This is a genomic window from Acinetobacter sp. YH01009, assembly GCF_013420765.1.
Lineage (GTDB): Bacteria > Pseudomonadota > Gammaproteobacteria > Pseudomonadales > Moraxellaceae > Acinetobacter > Acinetobacter amyesii.
Genome location: NZ_VOYE01000008.1, coordinates 127,983 through 147,746, shown reverse-complemented (window position 1 = coordinate 147,746; position 19,764 = coordinate 127,983). Strand labels below are relative to the sequence as shown.

Below are 19,764 nucleotides of genomic sequence, written 5' to 3'. Positions count from 1 at the left end.
GCGATGATTGTGATTGCTTTGATGATTTTGCTGAGTTGTGACGATGTTGCCAAACACGTATTTTGTGAGGCGTGAAAATAAAAAAGCCCGCAAAATAGCGGGCTTTTACTTTTATAGGATTAATCTTCTAAAACGACTTTAGGATGATCACGTAAATAGTCTTCTGTACGTTGCATTGCATCTTTAATATTTTGGATGGCATTTTCCACATCTGCAAAGGTTTTGGCATTGCCACCACTTAAAGCCTGACGCCATTTTCGAGCACCTGGTAGATTTTGGAATAAACCTAAAATATGACGGGTAATGATAGAAAGCGGCGCACCTTCTTCCATGCGTTTAGCAATATACGGTAGCATCTGATCGATAATATCGAAACGGTTGGGTAATTCGAGATCCCAAAGCTGACCGATCTCAGCCAATAAATACGGGTTGTGATAAGCCTCACGGCCAATCATCACGCCATCAACATGTTGTAAATGTTGCTGCGTTTCAGCAAAGGTTTTCACCCCGCCATTAATTTCGATCAATAAATTTGGACGTTCTTGTTTCAGACGATAAACATCTTCATAACGTAAAGGTGGCACATCACGGTTTTCTTTTGGCGACAACCCTTGCAGCAGGGCAATACGCGCATGCACGATAAAATTGTCACAGCCAGTCTTTGCCACGGTATCGACAAAATGTAGCATTTCTTCATAAGACTGCATGTCATCAATCCCGATGCGGTGTTTCACGGTCACTGGAATATCAACAGCATTTCGCATTTCAGCAATACATTCTGCAACCAAATCAGGCTCTGCCATCAAGCATGCGCCAATTTTATTGTTCTGAACGCGGTCACTCGGACAGCCGACATTGAGGTTTACTTCATCATAGCCCCAGTCCTGTGCCATCTTGGTACAGGTCGCTAAATCTTTAGGATTTGAACCACCTAGCTGTAACACAATCGGGTGTTCTTCGTTGTTATAGTTCAAATGACGATTCGCACCGCCAAATAAAATCGCACCTGTGGTGACCATCTCGGTGTAGAGAATCACAGTAGGGTTAAACAAGCGTGCAAAGAAACGATAGTCACGAGTCGTCCAATCCATCATAGGTGCAACGGATATACGTGGAAGCCTTGATATATCAGTGTTTTGTTTTAAATCAGTCATTTAAGCACCTATGAGCATTCGTATCATTTACGATAAATTTGTATCTTTTCCTATCTTTTTGCAACTCTTGCAACTATATTTGCAACCATTCCCCGTTCATTTAAAAAATAGTTGCAAGTATGGGCTATATCACAGAGTTAAAATCCAAAACTAAAGGTACCAGATACAAGGCTGTGATCAATATTCGCAAGCCAAGTGAGGGTATCGAGTACTTTGATACTGAAACATTTAGCACCAGAGCTTTGGCAAAAGCGTGGCTAAAAAGAGAAGAGGACAGATTAGAAAAGAATCCTCACTTGTTGTCAACCGACAAAGATGCTGTGGCATCTGCTGCCATGTCTTTGGCATCAGCAATTACCAGGTATAAATCTGAAATTTCAGACTATGGCAGGACCAAAGCATTTACTCTTGAGATGCTGAAAAAGTTCGATATTTCCCAAAAGTCATTGTCAGATCTGAAGCGCACTGACTATGCACAACATGCTTTGCGTAGACGTGACGGCTATAAAAATGAAAATTATGATTTAGATCCTGTTGAGCCGAGTACGATTCTTTTCGAATTCCAGTGTATGAAATCGGTGTTAGATCATGCCGAATTACTTTGGGGGATAGAGATCGACTTCAATGAGTATGAAAAGGCAGTCAAAGGGCTAAGAAAGTCTCGTGTGATTTCTGAGTCTGAAGAGCGTAATCGGTTGCCAACGACCAAAGAATTGCAAGATCTGACCACGTATGCGTACATGGATTTTCATTTAAAGAATTATTCAAATACGCCTTTGTACTTGATTATGTGGCTTGATATTTACACGGGTCGTCGCTTGGGTGAATTGCCAAGGCTTGAAATACAGCATTATGATCGTGAGCACAAAAAATGGTACCTGGAGGCAGTGAAGCATCCGACCAAGAAAAACAATGACAAATGGTTTGTGGTCTCAGACGAAGCTGCAGAAATCATTGATGAGTTATTAAAGCCTGAAATCCGTAAAAAGATGCTTTTACGTGGCGGTGATGATCGGTACCTGATCCCAACACATGAGGAAAATATTGCACGTCATTGGCAGAAAATTAAGAAACAAGCCGGCATTGATGATTTACGTTTTCATGACCTTCGGCATGAAGCAGCAACACGTTTGGCAGAGCAGGGCTTAACGGTACCGCAGATCCAGCAGTACACTTTGCATGATGATTGGAATAGTCTGAAACGCTATGTCAATTTAGATATTATTCGAAAGGATCTGCTCACATACAAGCAAGCCATTGAATATGCAAAAACCACTGGTATTGCTGAGGCCATTAAAAAAGCCTCTGATTAAGAGGCTTTCGATTAACTCTGGGTTAGCTTTTCTTGATTCGACTTGCTTTAACGTTTGTAAGCACTTCATCAACGAGGTCATGCAATATTTTTGCGGCACTGTCTAGTTTGTCAGTGCGTGTCCCACTTAAGCATAGACTAATGCCATTACCTGCAATTATGGTGACGAATTGCATCGCAGACAAGGGTGCATCTTTTGCAATTTCATTGAATGTCGGCACGATATAGCCACCGAAAATTTGATCGGCAACTTGTTTAGCATCACCTTCTAAAACATTATTTACTTCAATTACTTTTGCATCCATCACGCCACCGCCATTTTTTTAATTTTATTAAACGTCTTTGCATCCAATTCCTTTTCAGCAACCTTGAAAAAACGCATCGCCAGCTCCTGCGTTGAGTGATTATTTTTCTTCATGATCTTGGCATCTTGATCAAGCAAAGTGACAGTCTGGTTGATGCGTGTCAGCATAGAATTGACTTGTGACAATTCAATGTTCAGCAAAGCAATTGAATTGCCGTTTTTGCATTTATCCTTGGCTTCAATCAAGCCTGCACGTTTGGCTTTGAGTTGGTCACGTAGATCTAAAAGATCATCACGGCAAAATTGTTGGCTCAGTTTCAAAGGACTCAGTTCTAACAATTGTTCTTGTGCATTTTCGAGTTTCATTATGCTGATTCCTCCATTTGTAAAATTTTGAACTCTAAATCCGCTACTTTTTGAGCTATTTCATTAAAACGTTGACCTTGTTCAATCAGGATCTGAGCCTGTTTGCTTTGGATGGTCTTGATATGAATAAACTGTTTAGCCTGGTGAACTGCATCATCAAGCGCATTGTGTGGCACGCCCTCAAATGCAACACTCACACGTGGCGACATCTCAAGAAACGTGCGAAAACACATTTCTTGCCAAAACTTCCATGGCTGGCGCATGTCAAAATAATTCAATGCATTATTAATCCAACGAATATCTGCAATAGAGCCTTTAGACCAGATTTGCGTACACTCATTCACTTTGTAGAATCGCACAAGAGCTGCAAGCGCATCTTGAATATCACGCTCGCCACTAAACGCATCTTTCTTAGCAATCGGGTCTTGCTGATCCCACCAATCAAGTGTCGATTGGTCCACCGAAAAACCGTGTGCTTTGGCGCTTTCAATATCAATCTGCACATGAAAAAATTTATGAATTTCAGCATCATCAAATACAACAGCGCCAATACTGAGCAAAACAGGACGCTCACCAATACCAAGCGTTTCACAATCAACCATTAATTTTTTCATACTGAAATTCCTTTTTTAAATTTCGCTATTTTGTCATTTTGCGCTTTAGTGAATGCTTTTTTGCAGACACAGCACAGGTGGTCTTTACCTTGCTTTCTAATCACAAATGTTTGTTCGCCATGTTTTTTACAGCGACCAATGAATTCTTTTTTTCCCTTTTCCCAAGCTTGTTCACGCGCATGGCGATTAAACAAAACACGGTTTTCGCTCACATCGGGTGAGTATGTTGGTTCTGCAGGTTTATCAATGACACGCGTTTTTTGTTTAGCTGTTTGGCTTTCACGTACTGCACTAAACATAATTTCGCGCATGGTGGTTTGTGCTGTGCGACCGTATTCATTTTTTTTAGACGATAGTTCAGAGTGACCAAATGGAATCTGATCTGGTTCAGATTTGCCCTGAGCCTTCAGGAAGTCGTCGACTTGTTGAGCAAGGGCAATGGATTTGCCCTTTTTGATAAAAACGTCATGGTCTAAATTAGTGTGCATACTGTTCACCATTCATGGCTTTATGATCGTGCTGGGCCAATGCAGTTTGCTGATCGATATACACAGCAAGATCATGCAAATTGACCATCCAAGATGCTTTCTGTTTTTCGCCTAAACGGATCACAGGAAACGGTAATTCCTGTTTCACTGCTTTACGTTTGGCAATTTCAAGTGACATGTGGCTCAAGTAGTCTTCAACCACATTTTCAAGCGGTACCACTGGAGACATGTAGCGCAACACAAGCATCGTGTACGTGTTGATAACTGGAGCAAATTTACCTTTCACTTCAATTCCCCTAGTTCCTTGAAGATACGTTCAGCCGTTTTTACATCAACGGTTGCAGGGACCACATGCTGACCAGGCATGTGAAAAGTAATCACATGCGCACCATTGTTATTACGGATCACCACGTTGTTCACATTGCTGATATTGATAATGTGCTGTGTGTGGTTTAAATCAGTGAATTGCAGCATCGTCGTTCTCCAGCAGCTGCTTCAATGCAGCTTGTTTTCGCTTGAGTTTGAGTTGATGTTCATACGCTTTTAAGACAATAAAAACAGAGAAAACGAACATAAAAGCAATAATGTAAAACGGTGCATATTCGTTCATGACACATACTCCACAGCTTTTAGTGCTGCATTTAAATGTTTTTCTTCATCAGACAAATAGCTCAAATACTCTTCATCAATTTCTTTAAGCATGCATTCGCAGCATTTTGATGGATGATGTTCACAGCCTTCAGGTTCAGGTTGCTCAACTTCAGCAATTAGGCAATGGCAGCACTGTTCATCAATAAAATTAGGGCATTTATCTGCACACGGATGTTTAGGCATGATCACTCCACAATTTTTTTGATTGCTCTTCTTTGAGCTGCTTTAGTTTTTTTCGCGCATCAATCAATTCAGATAGAGATTTTTTCCAAGCTTCAATATCTCTTAGCTGAGATGGCAGTGGTTGTGTATAGCTGCAGCATAGATACACAGCATCCTTATCTTCAGTGCATCCGCCTAAAAAAACGCGAACTTCAACAAGATTGACATGCCCTGAAAAATCAACAAAGACATGAAAGTCATCGCTATTTGCATCAAATGCGTCTTTCATCAATGCTTTAACTGCAGCATTGATTTTTTGCTTTAGCGCGGGAATTTGATTATTCATGCTGATTCCTCAATAAGCTGATTTCGGTAAATACGACGGACTTTTTTTTCCAAAGTCTGTTTTTCGATTTGATTCAGTTCTTCAGCTTCAAAAGCTGCTTGAATGAACGCAAGGGCTTGAGATTGGGCATCCAGTAATGCAGCGCTTGAAAGTGCATTAAGTAAATTTTCGATAGCTGCGTTAATCTGCTTCATGCTGTTTTCACGACACATAACTTTCTCCAGATTCGAGCAAAAAGACTGATCTTTGCTGGCTGAGCGAAATCTTCAGCTTGAAGGCGTTTGATGATGATTGTGTCAAAAGTTGATTTTTTCATTAAATAAATCACCTTATAGGTTATTCGATAGGTGAATTATTGATTTATAAAATCAACCTTGTCAATACCTATTGGGTGATTAAATTTAATTTTAGGTGATTTTATTGCATTGATTTATTGTACGAAAGAATATTTTTTTTAATAAAATTACTTAAAAGTAAATTTTAGGAATAAAAAAAAGGTGGCATTTGCCACCTTTTAATCATATTTAAGCTACTTAATTTGGCTCGGAGAAATAAACATTTTCACTGGAGAAATTCGTGCAATCTTATCTTTAAGGATACGATCATTAGAACCATCAACTGAATCAATGCTTATCAATATATCTTCTTCACGTTGGAATTCACCAGCGTAAATTGAGCCATCTTTACAAAATATTAGGACTTCCTCACCAGGTATCGGTATACCTGCAAACTCACACACAATTGCATAACCATTTCGATATGGTTTTGAAAATCCTGTACCACGAATCAAGTACGCTATTGGATTATTGATACCCGCTGGAAGATTAATGTTCTTTACTTCTTCAATATTATCGCTGACTGCCAACTCTTCACCTTTGGACATTTTTAAAATGTTTTTAAGTGGCACTATTCTAAGCACATCGTTTTGATCAATACTAGGGTGATTAGTTGATTTATTTCTAATTTTTTTATCTGATACGACATGATCTGTCGCGTGGTTAGATTGAACAATGTTTTTAATGGTAAGAATATCTTGGGGGTGATCTAGCCAACCTAGTGGTAAGCCATGTGCTTCTGTCACTTTTTCGGCAAATTTATCACCAATATTTTTTTTACTATTTTTGCCTAAATATTGATTTAAGTGATTGTATTCAACACCTAATTTTTCACAAAAAGCTCTTCTGTTTTCATAGAATTCCAACATGTTGAGCAGGTTGTTTTTGCGAGTCTCGTAAACAGTCATTTGCATTTCAAATACCTATACACCAAATATTGAGGTTGATGTTCCTCCGCCTTTAATTCAGGGCCATCAGGCTCCTGAAGACTTTTACTTATTGCTATGCGGTGATTATCAAGCATAATCACATGAAAAAAAATCACTCATAAAATATTTAAATCACCTATTAGGTGTTGACTTTCAATAATTAAAAAATCAATAATGCAACAAAATAAATAACCTTTAAGGTGATTTAGTAGTATGAAAGTTGATTTCAATTTTAATGAATATATCTTGCAAATGTCTGATGAGCGCTTGGTCAAGTTTTCTCAAGACTCTGGAACTACACCGAATTACATCAAAAGACATTTGATTTACAAGAAAAAAATACCTCGTCCTGAAATGATTGATGCTTTGGTTTTTGCTTCTAGTGGTGATTTTTCTAAGCATGAATTCGTCTCTTGGTTATATGACTTAAGTAAAGCGTAGGTGATTTCATCATGAGTAAATATGATTATTTAATGAGGCTAAAATCATGATTAATAAGAAAGATAAGGTTTTGCCACTCTCTTTGGCATTACGTGCAGCAGTTTATGCAGATGGTGATCAATCATTGATGTCGTATATTGCTGAAAAGAATTGTTGGAATCTAACCACTTTTAGAAATTCCCTATGTCCTACTACCACTACCCATAAGGCCAATATTTATCATCTTGAAGCAGTACTTGCTGAAACTCGTGATCCAGGGATTATGGATAGTATATGTGCCATTCATGGCAATGCGGGCTGGTTTGAATTTCCAAAAGTTTCAGAAAATTTCGATCAGGTGAGTTATTTAAGTCGAGTTGGTGAACTAGCAAAAGAGCAGGGTGCATTAGCTCAGTCGATAGCGAATGCAGTAGCAGACGGTCGGATCACTAAGGTTGAAGAAAACGAGATTTACCAGGAAGTACTGGATCTTGTTCGAGTGGCGACATCTTTGCTTGCGATGGTCAAAAAACAGCGTGAGCAGGTGGCGTAATGGTAAAGCCTAGATTCCAATTGGATGACGTTAAAGCCAAAGCGCAAGGTCTTTGGGCCGATACGATTTTTCCAAGATTCAATATCGATGTGCGATTTAAGAAAAAAACACCATGTCCGGCATGTGGTGGTCGTGATCGTTTTCGTTATGACGATAAAAATGGCAATGGTGATTATATATGCCAGCACTGTGGCGCTGGTGACGGCTTCAGTCTTATCCAAAAATGCACACATTTATCGTTTCCAGACACGATTGCAGAAGTTGCAGCCATTGTCGGACTTGATGCAACGTCAAATATCACAGATGCAGACCGTGAAAAATGGCGTAAAGAAAAAGAGTTACGTGATAAAGAACAGCGTGAACTTGAGCGCAAGCTTCAGGAGAACATTGCACGTAAAGCAGAAAGCATTTTCCGCAATGCTTATTTGGGTGATTTCAGTCTTTATTTGAAAAATAAGCAAATAGACAAGGAACCTAAAATCAAGATTACGCATGACGGTAACTTACTGATCCCTGCATACGATGAGCACGGCAAAATGTGGAATGTGCAAACAATCACACCAGATGGCCAAAAGTTTTTTATCACTGATGCTGGAGGTCGTACTGGTGGGTGCTTCTTCATGATCGGTGAAGTACAGCCTGATTTGTATGACGCTCACATCATCTGCATCGCTGAAGGTTATGCAACAGGTATGTCTATTCACATGGCAACAGGTCATCCAGTCGCGCTTTCATTCGTTGCAAATAATTTACCAAAAGTGGGTGCAGTATTGCGCCAAAAATATCCGAATGCTGTGTTTGTCTACTGTGCTGATGATGATTCAGCTAAACAAGATACAGGCTTGAAGTACGCCCAAGAAGCACAAGCCATAACAGGTGGCATCATTGTACTGCCTGATTTCACCAAAATTAAGGAGTCAGTTGCATGAATTCTAAGGTCTATACAGACTTCAACGATCTGCATGTCAATTGCGGACTCGACGAAGTCGGAAAGCAGATCCGTTCAGCTATTTCTTCTATTCAGATTTCCCCCGCACCCCCAAGTAATGCAACCAACAATTTTTTGGGGCAAGATCCCGATTTTGAACAAATCGATGTTGTTGAACAAAGTGGGGGCGCGGGTATTTCGCAGGAAAATACTGCTCAATCTGTGCCTTCACCTGAAAATCAAATGGAAAAATGGATTGCCCGTTTCTGCTTAATCGAAGGTGAAACCAACGTTTGGGATGATTACGGCAAAAAGATTTGGAAAAAAACCGCATTTCAGACCATGTTAGGTGGCAAGAAAGTCTTTGATCAGTGGAATTCACATCCAAAACGTAAAACCATTTCATCAGATGATGCAGCTGGACGTGCAACGGATGAAGGTCATCTCAAAGCAAAAGAGATGATCGAAAGGTTCATTATGCTTGAAGGTAAAAAAGCATGTTGGGATACATTTCGTCGTGAGCTTGTCGGCACGGATGTTATGAAAGAAAACTGGGCAGGTGCTTATGATGTATGGGCAAAGTCTAGAGAAAAACGCATGATTTGGCATGAAGATTTGGTCTTTGTCCCAAGCATGCATATCAGTGAAGGTCAGATCAATACCTATGACGGCATGGACATTTCACCGATGCTGGATGATAAAAATCAGATTGTTCAAACTTCCGATGCGTTGGAGCTGTGCATACCAATTATTAACTTGGTCAAATTTTTATGTGGTCGTGAAACGGCTGCTTATGAATGGCTGATGAAATGGCTCGCTTATCCTCTGCAACATCCAGGTGCAAAAATGAATACATCTGTTTTGCTGTGCAGTGCCGTGCAAGGTTCGGGTAAATCCCTATTCTTTGAAAAGATCATGACACGGATTTATGGTGAAAAGTACTCTGTCACATTGGGTCAAAATGGTCTTGAATCCATTTATACAGATTGGGCTGAGCGTAAGTTGTACTGCTTATTTGAAGAAATATTTAACAATAAGTCCAAGTTCGGCATGATGGGTCTGATCAAACACATGATCACGGGTGAAAAGATCCGTATCGAGAAAAAGTTTATGTCAGGCTATTCGCAGAATAACCACATCAACTGTGTGTTCTTATCCAATGAAGTACAGCCATTGGCTATTGAAGAACGTGACCGTCGATTCTTGGTACTCGAACCAAATCAAAAATTAGGTGATGACCTAAAAGGATTGATTGAAAACTGTCTTGAACCTGACAGTAAAGCAATCAGTGCTTTCTATACCTACTTGTTGTCGATGGATCTGGCCGACTTCACCCCATACACTGAGCCACCAATGACCAAGGCCAAACAGAAAATCATTCAGTTCGGTTTACCAGGCTGGAAATTATTCTTAGATGATTGGCGTGTAGGATTATTAGAGCATCCATTTGTTTGTTGTCTCTCAGATGATTTGTATATGGCTTATCGTCAGTGGTGCCATAAGAATGGAGAAAAAGCGATTCCATCTAACAAGTTCTTAAACTTGATTGCATCTGAGCGTGTCGTGGCCAAAGGGCATGGACGGATCTATGAGGATGTTGTCACTGGAGCTGGTTATCAGGAAAGACGCAAAGAGGTGCAAAGGCGCATGGTCTTTACTGCTAATCCACCTGAAGGCGTAAAAAGAGCAGATTGGCTGAGTGGACAAGTGAAAGAATTCCGTGCTAAGTTAAAAGGAGATCATGATGTCCCTAACACAATATAAAATATCAATAATTGTTACGGGTGTTACGGGTCTGTTACGGGTTAAATCAACACCCCGTAACACTGTCAAAGCCTTACACCATCTAACTTTCAGCGACCTTGTTACACCTGTTACGTGCTTATGCGCGCGCGCACGCGTGAAAAAAAAATTATTCAATCTGCTAATTCTTATTTCTAAAGATAAGAATATTTTTCTTACGTGCGAGGAAACAGCCCGTAACACCCGTAACACCCGTAACAACCTTTGTTTTTATTATATTTTTAATTTTTTTACATGTAACAAATCAAAGTTATGCCGTAACAAAATAGACTTTACCCGTAACACTAGCTTAAAAAATCAACAAGGATAGTGATCATGGAAAAATATTTGCGTTTGTTAAATCCAAAAACAACAAATTTCGATGCAATCGGTGGCGGTAATTTTGGTGCATTGACCCGTGAAGATGTATTACTGGCGATCAGTTATGCACGTTTATCGTCAAAACAAGCGAAGTTGATCCGTATGTATGCCTTCGGTGACAATACGATTGAAGTGATTACTGAACAGGCTCAGGTACTTGAGGCTGAATACTGCTATCAAAATCATATTGATCATGCCACTGCATTGCGTGTTGCATTGATTGAACTGTTCGCATGTCCAGCAACATACAAGCCATCTGAAAGAAACCGTGCTGTTCTTGCTGGATTGTCTCGAATGAAGATCCAACGAGTGGTTGGCAGTTTGATTGATGATTATCGAAAAGATATAGCGGTTGATTTGAAGGATGCAATGCAAAAGGTTAAGAGACAAATAAATAAACTGATGGATAATGAAATATATTAAATCACCTAAAAGTTGATTTTATGTATTGACAGGTGAGCCAGAAATAAACTACATTTCTCCACAATGCAAAACTGTATTTAAAGCGCTGTAAGTTCTTAAGAGTCTCTCCCCAGAGGCTCTTTTTTTATGGCTGTATGTCAGGCGCGGGGCAGGGCATACAGTCTTTTTTTAAGGATGACCGCATGGCAAACAATCAGATGATCGTTCGCATCTCAGTGCAGATGCCTAAACGTCGAATGGTAATGCTCACAGCGCTTCATGCAGTGGACAAGATCATTCAACTGAAAGCAACACAGAAACTGCGTGAATTAATTATTAAACGTTCCATCAAAGTTACTCCGGTGAAACATGAACAAAGCACCACAGAAAGCTAAGCGTCCATGTCTATCATCGGGCTGTAAAGACTTTGCATCGAACAAAGGATATTGCGACAAACATCAGAGCAGAGTGAAGCAACGTGATCGTGATCGCGGGACTGCACATCAACGTGGCTATGATGCCGAGTGGAAAAAACATCGTGACCAATTTTTGTTGGAACATCCGCTGTGTGTTGAGTGTCGTCGCAAAGGTTATGTGATGCCAGCAACGGTGGTCGATCACATCATTCCACACAAGGGTGATAAGGATCTGTTCTGGAACAAATCAAACTGGCAACCGTTATGTGAAACACACCATAACATCAAGACTGCATCAGAAGATCGCGGTGCTTGGATGCCAGTAGTGAATAAGCCTGTGATAGATCCTGATCGAATGAATCCTTTCAAAGTTGGTGACACAGTGACCATTGCAAATGATGTGATCCTCAGCCGACTTGGTTGTACTGATCAGGATCAATGGGAAGTGCTCGATGTGCTCAATGAAAAAATTCTCGAAGTATCCAACGGCATGAAGATACAGCAACTGCATTTTTCACATTTTAAAAATATTCAAGGGGATATGGGGTCAAAAGTCTAAACCGACCTCCCGCTAAAGACCGCCCCCCCATGAAATTTTCTCTCCGTGAGAAAAAATCAAAAGGGAGGGGGGTATCAGAGGTGATTTATGACTGATAAAGATTTCACATTCCAAGCTGGATCTGAACTACTGCAACCGAAAGTAGCAGTAAAAGCGAAAATCCCGCCTAAGCCTGCAGGCTTGACCAAAGTTGCAAATGCAGTCTGGGAAGATTTAGGACCAAAACTTGTTGAAGTTGGTTTGCTGAGTGAAGTGGATGGGGCAGCGTTTACATTGCTGTGCCGAAATATTTCTGACTATGAGGCTGTTTTGGCCAAGTTACAGAGTGTCGATGATTACGTTGACACGACTCCGAATAAATTTAAGGTCCAATCAGTGTGGTTCACATTACGGAACCGACTGCATGATGACATTTTGCGACTGTCCAAAGAATTTGGTCTGACTCCAGCTTCTCGAAGTGGTATGCGTGGTGCTCAGACGGATAAGAGTCAGCAATTGGGTCTTGGGTTTGAAACGCCTGAACCAGTGAAAACAGAGAGTGCATTTACAGTGCGTAGACGATCATGAGCGAAAGAAATTATTTAGAAATCATGCACCAGTACTGCAAAGACGTGCAAACAGGTGTACGAATTGCAGGAAAGTTTGAAAAATTAGCAGTAAAACGTTTTCTAAATGATTTAAAACGCCAAGAAAACGACCACGATTTTCCATATTCATTCAATGAAGAACGCATGAATCATGTGTGCTCATTCATTGAAAATTTGCATCACTGGAAAGGTGCCTTAGCGCGTAAGCATTTCATCTTAGATCCTTGGCAAGTGTTCGTTGTTGGTAACATTTTCGGCTGGGAAGATGAGGATGGTATCAGACGTTTTACTGATGCTTATGTCGAAATTTCTAAGAAAAACGGCAAATCTACCCTTGCTGCTGCCATTGGTTTGTACATGTTATGCGGTGATGGTGAAGCGGGTGCTGAAGTTTATGCAGCAGCTGCCAATTATGACCAAGCAAAAATTGTGTGGCAGGATGCCAAACAGATGGTACTGCTGAATGCTGAATTAAGAGCAACATTTGGTATTGAAACGACTCAGTATGAGATCCGTTCGACCACTGGCAACGACAACAGTATTTTCCGTCCGATTGCGACAGACAAAGAAGGCAGTAAGGACGGTAAAAACGTCCATTGTGCCATTCTTGACGAAATTCATGCGCATAAAGATTCTGAAACTTACGACATCATGGCAGATGGTGTCATTGCTCGTCGTGAGCCTTTAGTTTTGGGTATTACCACAGCAGGCAGTAATAAAATCGGGGTCTGTTGGCGTGAGCGCTGCAAAGTTGTCGATATTTTGTATGGTAAAGATAATTTAGAGCGTTATTTCGGCATCATTTTTACCATCGATAAGGGTGATGATTGGCGCAATCCTGATGTTTGGCCAAAAGCGAATCCGAGTATGGGCGTAGCGTTTGACACAAATTACTTGCAAGGCAAATACAAGAAGATCAAAACCGCTGCTGAAGAAAGCCGATTTAGACAGAAAAGTTTGAATGAATGGGTGCAAGGGGCAGACAGTTGGATTGCTTCGAGTGAATGGGAGTTGATTGCAGATCCGAGCGTCACTGAAGATGATTTTAAAGGATGTATTTCTTTTGGTGGCTTAGACTTGGCAAGCAAAATGGACTTGGCAGGTTATGTGAAATGGTTCCCTAAACTGATTGATGGGCGTGTGCATTGGTATATTTTTGCGCATCAGTACATCAACTCCAACGTGGTAAATCAAAGACGTGCAATGGACGGTCAGAAACGTCCAGATGAATATTTGGATTGGGTCGAAAGCGGTCATCTGATTGAAACGCCAGGGAACGTCACTGACTTTTCACAGATTTATAAAGATGTGATCGAAAGTCATTTGCAAGCCAATATGTATGAAATTGGTTTTGACCCATGGAATGCAGCGCAATTCGGGCAGGATTTGATTGCCGATGGTTTAGAAGCAATTGAAGTTCCTCAAAAGGTCAATCCCTTGAGTATCGGCATGCGTTGGATGGAAGAGTTGATCCGTGATGGACGGCTTCATCATGATGGCAATCCCGTGCTGCATTGGTGTATTTGCAACATTGAAGTCAAAGAAGATAACAACAGCAACATTTTCCCACGTAAGCCTGATAAAGCACGAAAAATTGACGCAGGTGTGGCAGCGATTATCGGTGGCACACGGGCAATGCTTTGGGATAAGTTGGACGTTTTTGACTTGGTACCAGGTGAAGGTGATGCCGATTGGGATGTTGATGATTATTTGAATAATTTTGTGGCGGTACGACGATGAAGACAAGTGCAAAAGTAGCAAAACATCGGCTGAATTTCTGTCTTGAAAAAGACAGAATTCAATCTGCTGTTTTTAAAGAACGTGAAGTCGGGAATCGAAGTGCTGGACCAGATGGATTTAAGCGCGGTGTGATTTTCGATTCACCACGTAGTCAAAGCAATATTGCTCGAACTGCAACATTTGATCGGGCAATGACACTCAGTGCTGTATTTGCTTGCCATAAGATTTTGGCTGAAACGGTGGCAAGTTTGCCCATTGAAATGTTTACTTTCGATAAAAGCCGTAACCGAACACAAGTATTTGACCATGAGCTGATCAAGCTTTTGCGAAATAAGCCAAACGATCATCAAACATGTATCGAGTTTAAAGAAACCTTGATGCTGAATTTGATCAATGGAAATGCTTATGTTCGAAAATATTATTGGCACAAGGAATTAATTCAGCTTGAGGTCATAAACAATGGGGTTGTGACCCCAAAGTTGAATGACAGAGGCAAAGTTGAATATCACGTTTCCTATTTCAACGGTAAAAAGGAAGTACTGACAACCAAAGAAATTTGGCACATCAAATTATTTGGCAATGGCCTTGTGGGGATGTCGCCTTTGGCGTATGGAGCACGAACAATTGGGATTGGCCTTGCGACAGATGACAAAGTTGGCAAGATCATGGAAAACGGTGCAAAACCACATGGTTATTTGAGCACTGATCCAAAAGTCAGACTGAAAAAAGAACAACGAGATGGTCTTCGTGAAGAGTTCACCGACATGATTTATGGAGATGAATTCTTTTTACCAGTCTTAGAGGGTGGTTTGACATTCAATAAAATGTCTTTGACACCTGAAGATATTGAACTTCTTGAAAACCGTCGATTCACAGTTGAAGAAATTTGTCGTTTCTATGGTGTCCCTAGTGTCCTAGTGAATGATACGAATGGATCGACGACATGGGGTAGCGGTATCACTGAGTTGGTGGATGCTTTCTATCGTTTCGGTCTGCGCCATTATTTTGAACGTATTGAAGAATCGATTCGTTTAAACCTGATTGAACGTATCGATTGGGATAAATACGAATTCGAATTCAAGATCAAAGACTTGCTGAGAGCTTCAATTAAAGACCGTGTTGAGATCAACTCAAAACGAATTATCAATGGGCAGTCTACGATCAACGAAATTCGTCGTGAGGAAGGCGACCCAGTTAAAGAAAATGGTGATCAGTTGTTGGTTGCAGCGAATCTTGTGCCGTTGGATCGGCTGATTCAAACGCCACAGGGGAATGTTAATGAAACAAAGTAATCGTTTAAAAATGCGTGAAAAACCGCGTGTGGATCTGCCAGATGTGAAATGTCGTTTTTTACAATTGGCACCACAGGAAATGCGTATTGTTCCTGCTGAAGAGGGCAGTACTACTTTTCGCTTTGAAGGTTATGCCGTTAAGTGGGCTAGTATCAATTCACATCGTGAACAATGGGTGAAAGGTGCATTTGCTGACTTAGTGAATGCAGTGAAAGCGGGCGTTAAAGTCGTTCACATGTATTACAACCATGGATGGTGGAATTATCGCTATACCAATCCAGCCATGGCATTACGTATCGGTAAGTGGATCAGCATTGAAGAGGACGAAATTGGTCTGAAAGTGATTGGTGAACTGACACCAGGGCTTTGGCTTGCTGATCAAGTTCGCGCCATGCTTGAACACGGTACCATCGATGGCTTCTCGATTTCATTCTATGAACCAAATCCAATGGATATTGAAGAGGTTGTAGGCGAAAACTACATTCGAATTCATCGTGGTGATATTTACGAGATTTCGGCATGTGATGAGCCTTCGGATCGTGATGCCCGAACGACTGATGCTGAATTGAGTCGAGTGCAGTCCATGGATGATATGAAAGCATTACTCAAAGGGCGTGGTTTTGGTGATGACGCAATTGGCGATTTAATCAATCGAATCCAAACGTTTACAAAACCAGTTGAACCACAAAAGAAAGTCGAAAGCCCGTTGTCATGGGTGAGTGATCTTGCTTAAACCAAAATTTTAAACCATTTAATTTTTAAATATGAGCCGCCTATATGGGCGGTTTTCTTTTTGCAAAAAGGAAAAGTTATGAACGCGAAGTTAAACCATGGTGCAGCTGCCGGTGCTATTCAAATGCGTAATGCTCAAGGTGGTCAGCCTGCAAATTTGGATGAGTTATCTCTCCAGTTGCGTACTCAAATCAGTGAATTAGATGCACTGATTAAGAAAAAAGAAAAAGCATTGGAAAATGTTCCTGACGATTTAGCTACGGATTTGGCAAACCGTGCAAAACAGATTGAAGGCATTGCATCAGATATTGAACAAATCAAAAATGATCTGGTCAACCAAGCTAAAAATCTGCGTCAAGAAGATCAGGAAGATATTGCAGCTATTCTTATTCGTAACAAGGATGCTGTGGATCAGGCTTCGATCATGTATTCTCGTTCAAAATCAGTGTCTGATTCTGTCACGTTTGAAGGTATTAAAACGCGTAACATCATCACACTTGCTGGCATTTCAAATAAAGTTGGCAATGCCGCTGATGCAAAAGACATCACAGGTCGTACAGCTGCATATCGTCCATTAAATATCATTGATTTGATCAACTGGATTCCTGCTGATTCTGAAACGGCTTATTACTTACGTGAAACGACTGCAAACTTCTTGGCGGGTATTATTCCTGAAGCTGAAGATAAGCCTGAATCTGAATTACAACTTGGTATGCTTCAATTAAGCGTAGGTACCATTGCTCACTTTGTACGTGTATCTAAGCAAGCGCTTAAAAATATGTCACAGCTTGCTGTGTATATCGAAACACGTTTGGCGTATGGCGTTCGCTTAAAGCTCGAATATTATGTTGTGAATGGTCATAAACCAGCGCAAGGTCAGCAAAAAATCTTTAGCGGTTTATTAGAGCCATTGAACTATACAACTGTAGATGTTCACCACTCTGATACAGCAATCGATGTTTTAAACAAAGCGAAATACAAAGCGGCTGCAACTTATATTCAGCCTGACTGTATCATTTTGAACCCTGAAGATTGGGGACGCATCGAACGTATTAAAGGCACTGATGGTCATTACGTATTTGGCGCACCAGGTGCAGCAGTTCAGCCTGTAATTTGGGGTGTGCCGGTTATCTTTAGTGCAACGATGCCAGTTGGTAAATACTGGTGTGGCCCACTGAGCATGGCTTATGAAGGTTATTTAGACTCAGATGTTACTATCGTTGTCTCTACTGAAGACGGCAATAACGTGACTAAAAACTTAGTCACCATTCTTGCTGAAATGGATGGTTCAGGCGCAGTGGTATTGCCTGATGCATGTGTGGCAGGTCAATTGCCTGCAATTGGAAATGCACCAAATGCACCAGTGGTAACAACCAATACAGATGCGAAACTTGAAGGTACAGCAACTGAAGGCAGTGTGGTTACGGTAACTGTTGACGGTGTGGCTGTGGGTGTTCAGCTCGTAGGTCAATCAGGTCAATTTAGCTTTGCACCGAACCCTGTTGATGAAGGTGATCAGGCTTTAGTCACTACAACTTTGGCTGGTTTGACTTCATCTGGCACTGTGGTTGTAGGTCCAGCACCTTAATTTAGATTCATCAAAAGCACCCTTCGGGGTGCTTTTTTTTAACTCTTTTCGTGTCGCAAAAAGGCTATTTTTATGAGTGATTTAATTGACCCCAACATTGTCAAAAAACAGTTACGTGTTCTACATGACCGTGATGATGATTACATCGGATTACTCACCAAAGCAGCTTTAAAACATATTCAAAATTTCTTAGATCGACCACTTGAAGAAGTGACGGTCAATGGTGAATTACATGAAGATTTGACCATTGCTGCCTTGTTGATCATCACTGATATGTATGAGAACCGAGCAGCTCAAACTGAAGTCAACTTATACGTCAATCAAGCAGTTGAAATGTACATGCTGCCATACCGAAAAATGGGGGTGTGACATGCATGTAGAATTTGAACAATGGTTTAAAAATAAGAGTTTCTATTCTCAACTGGTTTTTATTCATGGTGAGCGTTTGTTTTTGAGAGATCAGCAGATGTACCGGATTCTAGTCGTGCAAATTGCTTTTGAAACCTGGAGTGAATTTCAATGCAAACAGGAAGCTTAAATCAATACATTGAAGTGCAAAGAAAACAATCTGTTATAAAACCTGATGGTAGCGGAGACCGAGAAACTGTCTGGACCACTATCTTTCCTATTTATGGTCACATAACAGATGCGTCAATCCGTGATTTCATTGCTGCACGAAAAGATCAAAAAGTGATAGCAACCCGTATTGTGCTACGGCAGGACGATATTGAACCAAATACTGATTGGTCGCTCTGTCGTTTGTTATGTGATGGGCTTTATTACCGCATTATTGCGCCTTTACGTGATAACAAAACCGGGCGTGAATATGTCACTTTGGCTTGTGAGTTGGGGGCATATGTATGGCAGGATTCGTAATTGAGGGTTTAGAAGATGCCCTTAAAAAAATGGATGAAATGACCAAAAATGTAGCCACAAAACATGTAAAAAAAGCACTTCGAGCAGCTGCAAAGCCCGTTTTACAATCTGCCAAGGACAATGCTAAAAAAATTGATGATCCTAAAACCAGTGCTGATATTTCCAAAAATTTGGTTATACGTGCAGGTAAAACCAGTGATAAAAATTCGTCAAAAGTCCGTATTGGTGTTAAAGGAGGTGGTCAGTTTTGGCGAAGTAATAAAAATGTGCAACGTAAAGGCAAGCCACGACAGCCAAATCCGCATTACACCCCTGTGGAAAATGACACCAAACATTTTTGGCTAGTGGAGGTTGGGACATCGAAAACCAGAGCACAGCCCTATATGCGCCCAGCATTGGAATCTAATATTCAAAATGCGACAGATGCCTTTGCTGAAAAGTTACAAGCTGATTTGATGAGGGATATTAAATAATGCTTATTATCCCGCTATATGATTTATGTGCAGTCGATACGGAATTGGCAACATTGCTTTCTGATGGTGTTGGCTTAAAAGTTGGTGAGTTTGATGCCATCAACATGAATGATGCGCCTTATGTATGTTGGCAGATTATCAGTGCAGATCCAGAGCAGTATTTATCTGGGGTATCAGATATGGATGCGCTATATGTGCAAATTGATATTTATGCCACAGATAAAGGTGCTACACGGAAAATTGCCAAGTTAGTGCGCAAAGTTATTGAAGAAAATTGTTCTATTGAGGATTTTACTGGCTGCGAGTTGGAGCCAGAAGTCAATTTGTACCGTATTCGGATTGAAAGCCGATGGTTAGAAGAACCTTAACTAAAT

General features: G+C 40.7%; 30 protein-coding genes. 18 read left to right on the top strand and 12 right to left on the bottom strand.

All coding sequences use genetic code 11. The features are described 5' to 3' along the window. Positions 1-119 precede the first annotated feature (119 nt). On the bottom strand, positions 120-1,154 hold the full coding sequence (gene dusA / locus FTT76_RS10160) for a tRNA dihydrouridine(20/20a) synthase DusA (protein ID WP_180190464.1): 1,035 nt from the start codon (positions 1,152-1,154) through the stop codon (positions 120-122). A 119-nt stretch (positions 1,155-1,273) separates the two neighbouring features. Between dusA and FTT76_RS10155 the strand changes: the two genes are divergently transcribed. After that, complete coding sequence (locus FTT76_RS10155) at positions 1,274-2,467, top strand: site-specific integrase (RefSeq protein WP_180190463.1); 1,194 nt, start codon at positions 1,274-1,276, stop codon at positions 2,465-2,467. Between the two features lie 22 nt (positions 2,468-2,489). On the opposite strand, the gene FTT76_RS10150 is transcribed toward FTT76_RS10155, so the two are convergent. From FTT76_RS10150 to FTT76_RS10100, 11 genes are all read right to left on the bottom strand, one after another. Then, positions 2,490-2,771, bottom strand: coding sequence for a hypothetical protein (locus tag FTT76_RS10150; protein ID WP_179997250.1), 282 nt, complete (start codon positions 2,769-2,771; stop codon positions 2,490-2,492). Further along, entirely contained in the window at positions 2,771-3,136 is a 366-nt protein-coding gene (locus tag FTT76_RS10145) for a hypothetical protein (protein WP_180190462.1), read from the bottom strand. Before FTT76_RS10145 ends, FTT76_RS10150 begins: the two co-directional genes overlap by 1 nt. Beyond that, a complete protein-coding gene (locus FTT76_RS10140) occupies positions 3,136-3,750 on the bottom strand; it encodes a 3'-5' exonuclease (RefSeq protein ID WP_180190461.1) in 615 nt (204 codons plus the stop codon). The genes FTT76_RS10145 and FTT76_RS10140 overlap by 1 nt, the downstream gene beginning before the upstream one ends. Then, positions 3,747-4,238 carry a hypothetical protein gene (locus FTT76_RS10135; protein ID WP_180190460.1) on the bottom strand — a complete coding sequence of 164 codons (492 nt, stop codon included), beginning with the start codon at positions 4,236-4,238 and terminating at the stop codon, positions 3,747-3,749. The genes FTT76_RS10140 and FTT76_RS10135 overlap by 4 nt, the downstream gene beginning before the upstream one ends. Beyond that, the gene (locus FTT76_RS10130; RefSeq protein WP_120375892.1) at positions 4,228-4,485 is read right to left on the bottom strand and encodes a pyocin activator PrtN family protein; all 258 of its coding nucleotides are present in this window, start codon (positions 4,483-4,485) and stop codon (positions 4,228-4,230) included. Before FTT76_RS10130 ends, FTT76_RS10135 begins: the two co-directional genes overlap by 11 nt. Positions 4,486-4,520: 35 nt before the next feature. Further along, positions 4,521-4,712, bottom strand: a complete 192-nt coding sequence (locus tag FTT76_RS10125) for a hypothetical protein (protein ID WP_180031483.1) — start codon at positions 4,710-4,712, stop codon at positions 4,521-4,523. Further along, complete coding sequence (locus tag FTT76_RS10120) at positions 4,696-4,848, bottom strand: hypothetical protein (protein WP_164836591.1); 153 nt, start codon at positions 4,846-4,848, stop codon at positions 4,696-4,698. Before FTT76_RS10120 ends, FTT76_RS10125 begins: the two co-directional genes overlap by 17 nt. Next, the gene (locus FTT76_RS10115; protein WP_180078648.1) at positions 4,845-5,072 is read right to left on the bottom strand and encodes a hypothetical protein; all 228 of its coding nucleotides are present in this window, start codon (positions 5,070-5,072) and stop codon (positions 4,845-4,847) included. Before FTT76_RS10115 ends, FTT76_RS10120 begins: the two co-directional genes overlap by 4 nt. Continuing rightward, positions 5,065-5,397, bottom strand: coding sequence for a hypothetical protein (locus tag FTT76_RS10110; RefSeq protein ID WP_180190459.1), 333 nt, complete (start codon positions 5,395-5,397; stop codon positions 5,065-5,067). Before FTT76_RS10110 ends, FTT76_RS10115 begins: the two co-directional genes overlap by 8 nt. After that, positions 5,394-5,609, bottom strand: coding sequence for a hypothetical protein (locus FTT76_RS10105; RefSeq protein ID WP_075167510.1), 216 nt, complete (start codon positions 5,607-5,609; stop codon positions 5,394-5,396). Before FTT76_RS10105 ends, FTT76_RS10110 begins: the two co-directional genes overlap by 4 nt. 317 nt (positions 5,610-5,926) lie before the next feature. Next, complete coding sequence (locus tag FTT76_RS10100) at positions 5,927-6,646, bottom strand: hypothetical protein (protein WP_180078653.1); 720 nt, start codon at positions 6,644-6,646, stop codon at positions 5,927-5,929. A gap of 228 nt (positions 6,647-6,874) precedes the next feature. On the opposite strand from FTT76_RS10100, the gene FTT76_RS10095 reads away from it, so the two are divergent. The 17 genes from FTT76_RS10095 to FTT76_RS10015 all read left to right on the top strand — a co-directional run bounded on the left by FTT76_RS10095 (position 6,875) and on the right by FTT76_RS10015 (position 19,758). Then, positions 6,875-7,102, top strand: a complete 228-nt coding sequence (locus FTT76_RS10095; protein WP_179997242.1) for a hypothetical protein — start codon at positions 6,875-6,877, stop codon at positions 7,100-7,102. A gap of 46 nt (positions 7,103-7,148) precedes the next feature. Continuing rightward, entirely contained in the window at positions 7,149-7,634 is a 486-nt protein-coding gene (locus FTT76_RS10090; protein WP_180190458.1) for a phage regulatory CII family protein, read from the top strand. Beyond that, complete coding sequence (locus tag FTT76_RS10085) at positions 7,634-8,563, top strand: primase-helicase zinc-binding domain-containing protein (protein ID WP_180190457.1); 930 nt, start codon at positions 7,634-7,636, stop codon at positions 8,561-8,563. Before FTT76_RS10090 ends, FTT76_RS10085 begins: the two co-directional genes overlap by 1 nt. Then, positions 8,560-10,326 (top strand): DUF5906 domain-containing protein, encoded by a 1,767-nt coding sequence (locus tag FTT76_RS10080; protein ID WP_180190456.1) that lies wholly within the window; start codon positions 8,560-8,562, stop codon positions 10,324-10,326. Before FTT76_RS10085 ends, FTT76_RS10080 begins: the two co-directional genes overlap by 4 nt. A 354-nt stretch (positions 10,327-10,680) precedes the next feature. After that, on the top strand, positions 10,681-11,148 hold the full coding sequence (locus FTT76_RS10075) for a hypothetical protein (protein ID WP_180190455.1): 468 nt from the start codon (positions 10,681-10,683) through the stop codon (positions 11,146-11,148). A gap of 182 nt (positions 11,149-11,330) precedes the next feature. Then, on the top strand, positions 11,331-11,522 hold the full coding sequence (locus FTT76_RS10070; RefSeq protein WP_180190454.1) for a hypothetical protein: 192 nt from the start codon (positions 11,331-11,333) through the stop codon (positions 11,520-11,522). Continuing rightward, on the top strand, positions 11,497-12,102 hold the full coding sequence (locus FTT76_RS10065; protein WP_075167503.1) for an HNH endonuclease: 606 nt from the start codon (positions 11,497-11,499) through the stop codon (positions 12,100-12,102). The genes FTT76_RS10070 and FTT76_RS10065 overlap by 26 nt, the downstream gene beginning before the upstream one ends. Positions 12,103-12,189: 87 nt before the next feature. After that, positions 12,190-12,669: a P27 family phage terminase small subunit gene (locus tag FTT76_RS10060; protein WP_180190453.1), complete on the top strand. Its 480-nt coding sequence runs from the start codon at positions 12,190-12,192 to the stop codon at positions 12,667-12,669. Further along, entirely contained in the window at positions 12,666-14,429 is a 1,764-nt protein-coding gene (locus FTT76_RS10055) for a terminase large subunit (RefSeq protein ID WP_180190452.1), read from the top strand. Before FTT76_RS10060 ends, FTT76_RS10055 begins: the two co-directional genes overlap by 4 nt. Then, on the top strand, positions 14,426-15,721 hold the full coding sequence (locus FTT76_RS10050; RefSeq protein WP_180190451.1) for a phage portal protein: 1,296 nt from the start codon (positions 14,426-14,428) through the stop codon (positions 15,719-15,721). The genes FTT76_RS10055 and FTT76_RS10050 overlap by 4 nt, the downstream gene beginning before the upstream one ends. Then, positions 15,708-16,454 carry an HK97 family phage prohead protease gene (locus tag FTT76_RS10045; protein ID WP_257235084.1) on the top strand — a complete coding sequence of 249 codons (747 nt, stop codon included), beginning with the start codon at positions 15,708-15,710 and terminating at the stop codon, positions 16,452-16,454. Before FTT76_RS10050 ends, FTT76_RS10045 begins: the two co-directional genes overlap by 14 nt. 78 nt (positions 16,455-16,532) lie before the next feature. Beyond that, entirely contained in the window at positions 16,533-18,041 is a 1,509-nt protein-coding gene (locus FTT76_RS10040) for a phage major capsid protein (protein ID WP_180190450.1), read from the top strand. Positions 18,042-18,113: 72 nt separating this feature from the next. Beyond that, a complete protein-coding gene (locus FTT76_RS10035; protein WP_180115095.1) occupies positions 18,114-18,410 on the top strand; it encodes a head-tail connector protein in 297 nt (98 codons plus the stop codon). A 1-nt stretch (position 18,411) separates the two neighbouring features. After that, complete coding sequence (locus tag FTT76_RS10030; RefSeq protein WP_180190449.1) at positions 18,412-18,579, top strand: hypothetical protein; 168 nt, start codon at positions 18,412-18,414, stop codon at positions 18,577-18,579. Next, the gene (locus tag FTT76_RS10025; protein WP_180190448.1) at positions 18,561-18,917 is read left to right on the top strand and encodes a head-tail adaptor protein; all 357 of its coding nucleotides are present in this window, start codon (positions 18,561-18,563) and stop codon (positions 18,915-18,917) included. Before FTT76_RS10030 ends, FTT76_RS10025 begins: the two co-directional genes overlap by 19 nt. Next, positions 18,902-19,390 (top strand): HK97-gp10 family putative phage morphogenesis protein, encoded by a 489-nt coding sequence (locus FTT76_RS10020; RefSeq protein ID WP_180190447.1) that lies wholly within the window; start codon positions 18,902-18,904, stop codon positions 19,388-19,390. The genes FTT76_RS10025 and FTT76_RS10020 overlap by 16 nt, the downstream gene beginning before the upstream one ends. Then, entirely contained in the window at positions 19,390-19,758 is a 369-nt protein-coding gene (locus tag FTT76_RS10015) for a DUF3168 domain-containing protein (RefSeq protein ID WP_180190446.1), read from the top strand. Before FTT76_RS10020 ends, FTT76_RS10015 begins: the two co-directional genes overlap by 1 nt. The last annotated feature ends 6 nt before the right edge of the window (positions 19,759-19,764 follow it).

Bases quoted from the DNA above. Each gene is read 5' to 3' on its own strand.
- FTT76_RS10025 (WP_180190448.1), top strand. From the start codon at position 18,561: ATGCAAACAGGAAGCTTAAATCAATACATTGAAGTGCAAAGAAAACAA.
- FTT76_RS10075 (WP_180190455.1), top strand. From the start codon at position 10,681: ATGGAAAAATATTTGCGTTTGTTAAATCCAAAAACAACAAATTTCGAT.
- dusA (WP_180190464.1), bottom strand. From the start codon at position 1,154: ATGACTGATTTAAAACAAAACACTGATATATCAAGGCTTCCACGTATA.
- FTT76_RS10145 (WP_180190462.1), bottom strand. From the start codon at position 3,136: ATGAAACTCGAAAATGCACAAGAACAATTGTTAGAACTGAGTCCTTTG.
- FTT76_RS10115 (WP_180078648.1), bottom strand. From the start codon at position 5,072: ATGCCTAAACATCCGTGTGCAGATAAATGCCCTAATTTTATTGATGAA.
- FTT76_RS10060 (WP_180190453.1), top strand. From the start codon at position 12,190: ATGACTGATAAAGATTTCACATTCCAAGCTGGATCTGAACTACTGCAA.
- FTT76_RS10155 (WP_180190463.1), top strand. From the start codon at position 1,274: ATGGGCTATATCACAGAGTTAAAATCCAAAACTAAAGGTACCAGATAC.
- FTT76_RS10040 (WP_180190450.1), top strand. From the start codon at position 16,533: ATGAACGCGAAGTTAAACCATGGTGCAGCTGCCGGTGCTATTCAAATG.
- FTT76_RS10105 (WP_075167510.1), bottom strand. From the start codon at position 5,609: ATGTGTCGTGAAAACAGCATGAAGCAGATTAACGCAGCTATCGAAAAT.
- FTT76_RS10110 (WP_180190459.1), bottom strand. From the start codon at position 5,397: ATGAATAATCAAATTCCCGCGCTAAAGCAAAAAATCAATGCTGCAGTT.
- FTT76_RS10095 (WP_179997242.1), top strand. From the start codon at position 6,875: ATGAAAGTTGATTTCAATTTTAATGAATATATCTTGCAAATGTCTGAT.
- FTT76_RS10035 (WP_180115095.1), top strand. From the start codon at position 18,114: ATGAGTGATTTAATTGACCCCAACATTGTCAAAAAACAGTTACGTGTT.
- FTT76_RS10135 (WP_180190460.1), bottom strand. From the start codon at position 4,238: ATGCACACTAATTTAGACCATGACGTTTTTATCAAAAAGGGCAAATCC.
- FTT76_RS10150 (WP_179997250.1), bottom strand. From the start codon at position 2,771: ATGGATGCAAAAGTAATTGAAGTAAATAATGTTTTAGAAGGTGATGCT.
- FTT76_RS10030 (WP_180190449.1), top strand. From the start codon at position 18,412: ATGCATGTAGAATTTGAACAATGGTTTAAAAATAAGAGTTTCTATTCT.
- FTT76_RS10090 (WP_180190458.1), top strand. From the start codon at position 7,149: ATGATTAATAAGAAAGATAAGGTTTTGCCACTCTCTTTGGCATTACGT.
- FTT76_RS10020 (WP_180190447.1), top strand. From the start codon at position 18,902: ATGGCAGGATTCGTAATTGAGGGTTTAGAAGATGCCCTTAAAAAAATG.
- FTT76_RS10050 (WP_180190451.1), top strand. From the start codon at position 14,426: ATGAAGACAAGTGCAAAAGTAGCAAAACATCGGCTGAATTTCTGTCTT.
- FTT76_RS10015 (WP_180190446.1), top strand. From the start codon at position 19,390: ATGCTTATTATCCCGCTATATGATTTATGTGCAGTCGATACGGAATTG.
- FTT76_RS10100 (WP_180078653.1), bottom strand. From the start codon at position 6,646: ATGCAAATGACTGTTTACGAGACTCGCAAAAACAACCTGCTCAACATG.
- FTT76_RS10045 (WP_257235084.1), top strand. From the start codon at position 15,708: ATGAAACAAAGTAATCGTTTAAAAATGCGTGAAAAACCGCGTGTGGAT.
- FTT76_RS10125 (WP_180031483.1), bottom strand. From the start codon at position 4,712: ATGCTGCAATTCACTGATTTAAACCACACACAGCACATTATCAATATC.
- FTT76_RS10065 (WP_075167503.1), top strand. From the start codon at position 11,497: ATGAACAAAGCACCACAGAAAGCTAAGCGTCCATGTCTATCATCGGGC.
- FTT76_RS10140 (WP_180190461.1), bottom strand. From the start codon at position 3,750: ATGAAAAAATTAATGGTTGATTGTGAAACGCTTGGTATTGGTGAGCGT.
- FTT76_RS10080 (WP_180190456.1), top strand. From the start codon at position 8,560: ATGAATTCTAAGGTCTATACAGACTTCAACGATCTGCATGTCAATTGC.
- FTT76_RS10055 (WP_180190452.1), top strand. From the start codon at position 12,666: ATGAGCGAAAGAAATTATTTAGAAATCATGCACCAGTACTGCAAAGAC.
- FTT76_RS10070 (WP_180190454.1), top strand. From the start codon at position 11,331: ATGGCAAACAATCAGATGATCGTTCGCATCTCAGTGCAGATGCCTAAA.
- FTT76_RS10085 (WP_180190457.1), top strand. From the start codon at position 7,634: ATGGTAAAGCCTAGATTCCAATTGGATGACGTTAAAGCCAAAGCGCAA.
- FTT76_RS10130 (WP_120375892.1), bottom strand. From the start codon at position 4,485: ATGCTTGTGTTGCGCTACATGTCTCCAGTGGTACCGCTTGAAAATGTG.
- FTT76_RS10120 (WP_164836591.1), bottom strand. From the start codon at position 4,848: ATGAACGAATATGCACCGTTTTACATTATTGCTTTTATGTTCGTTTTC.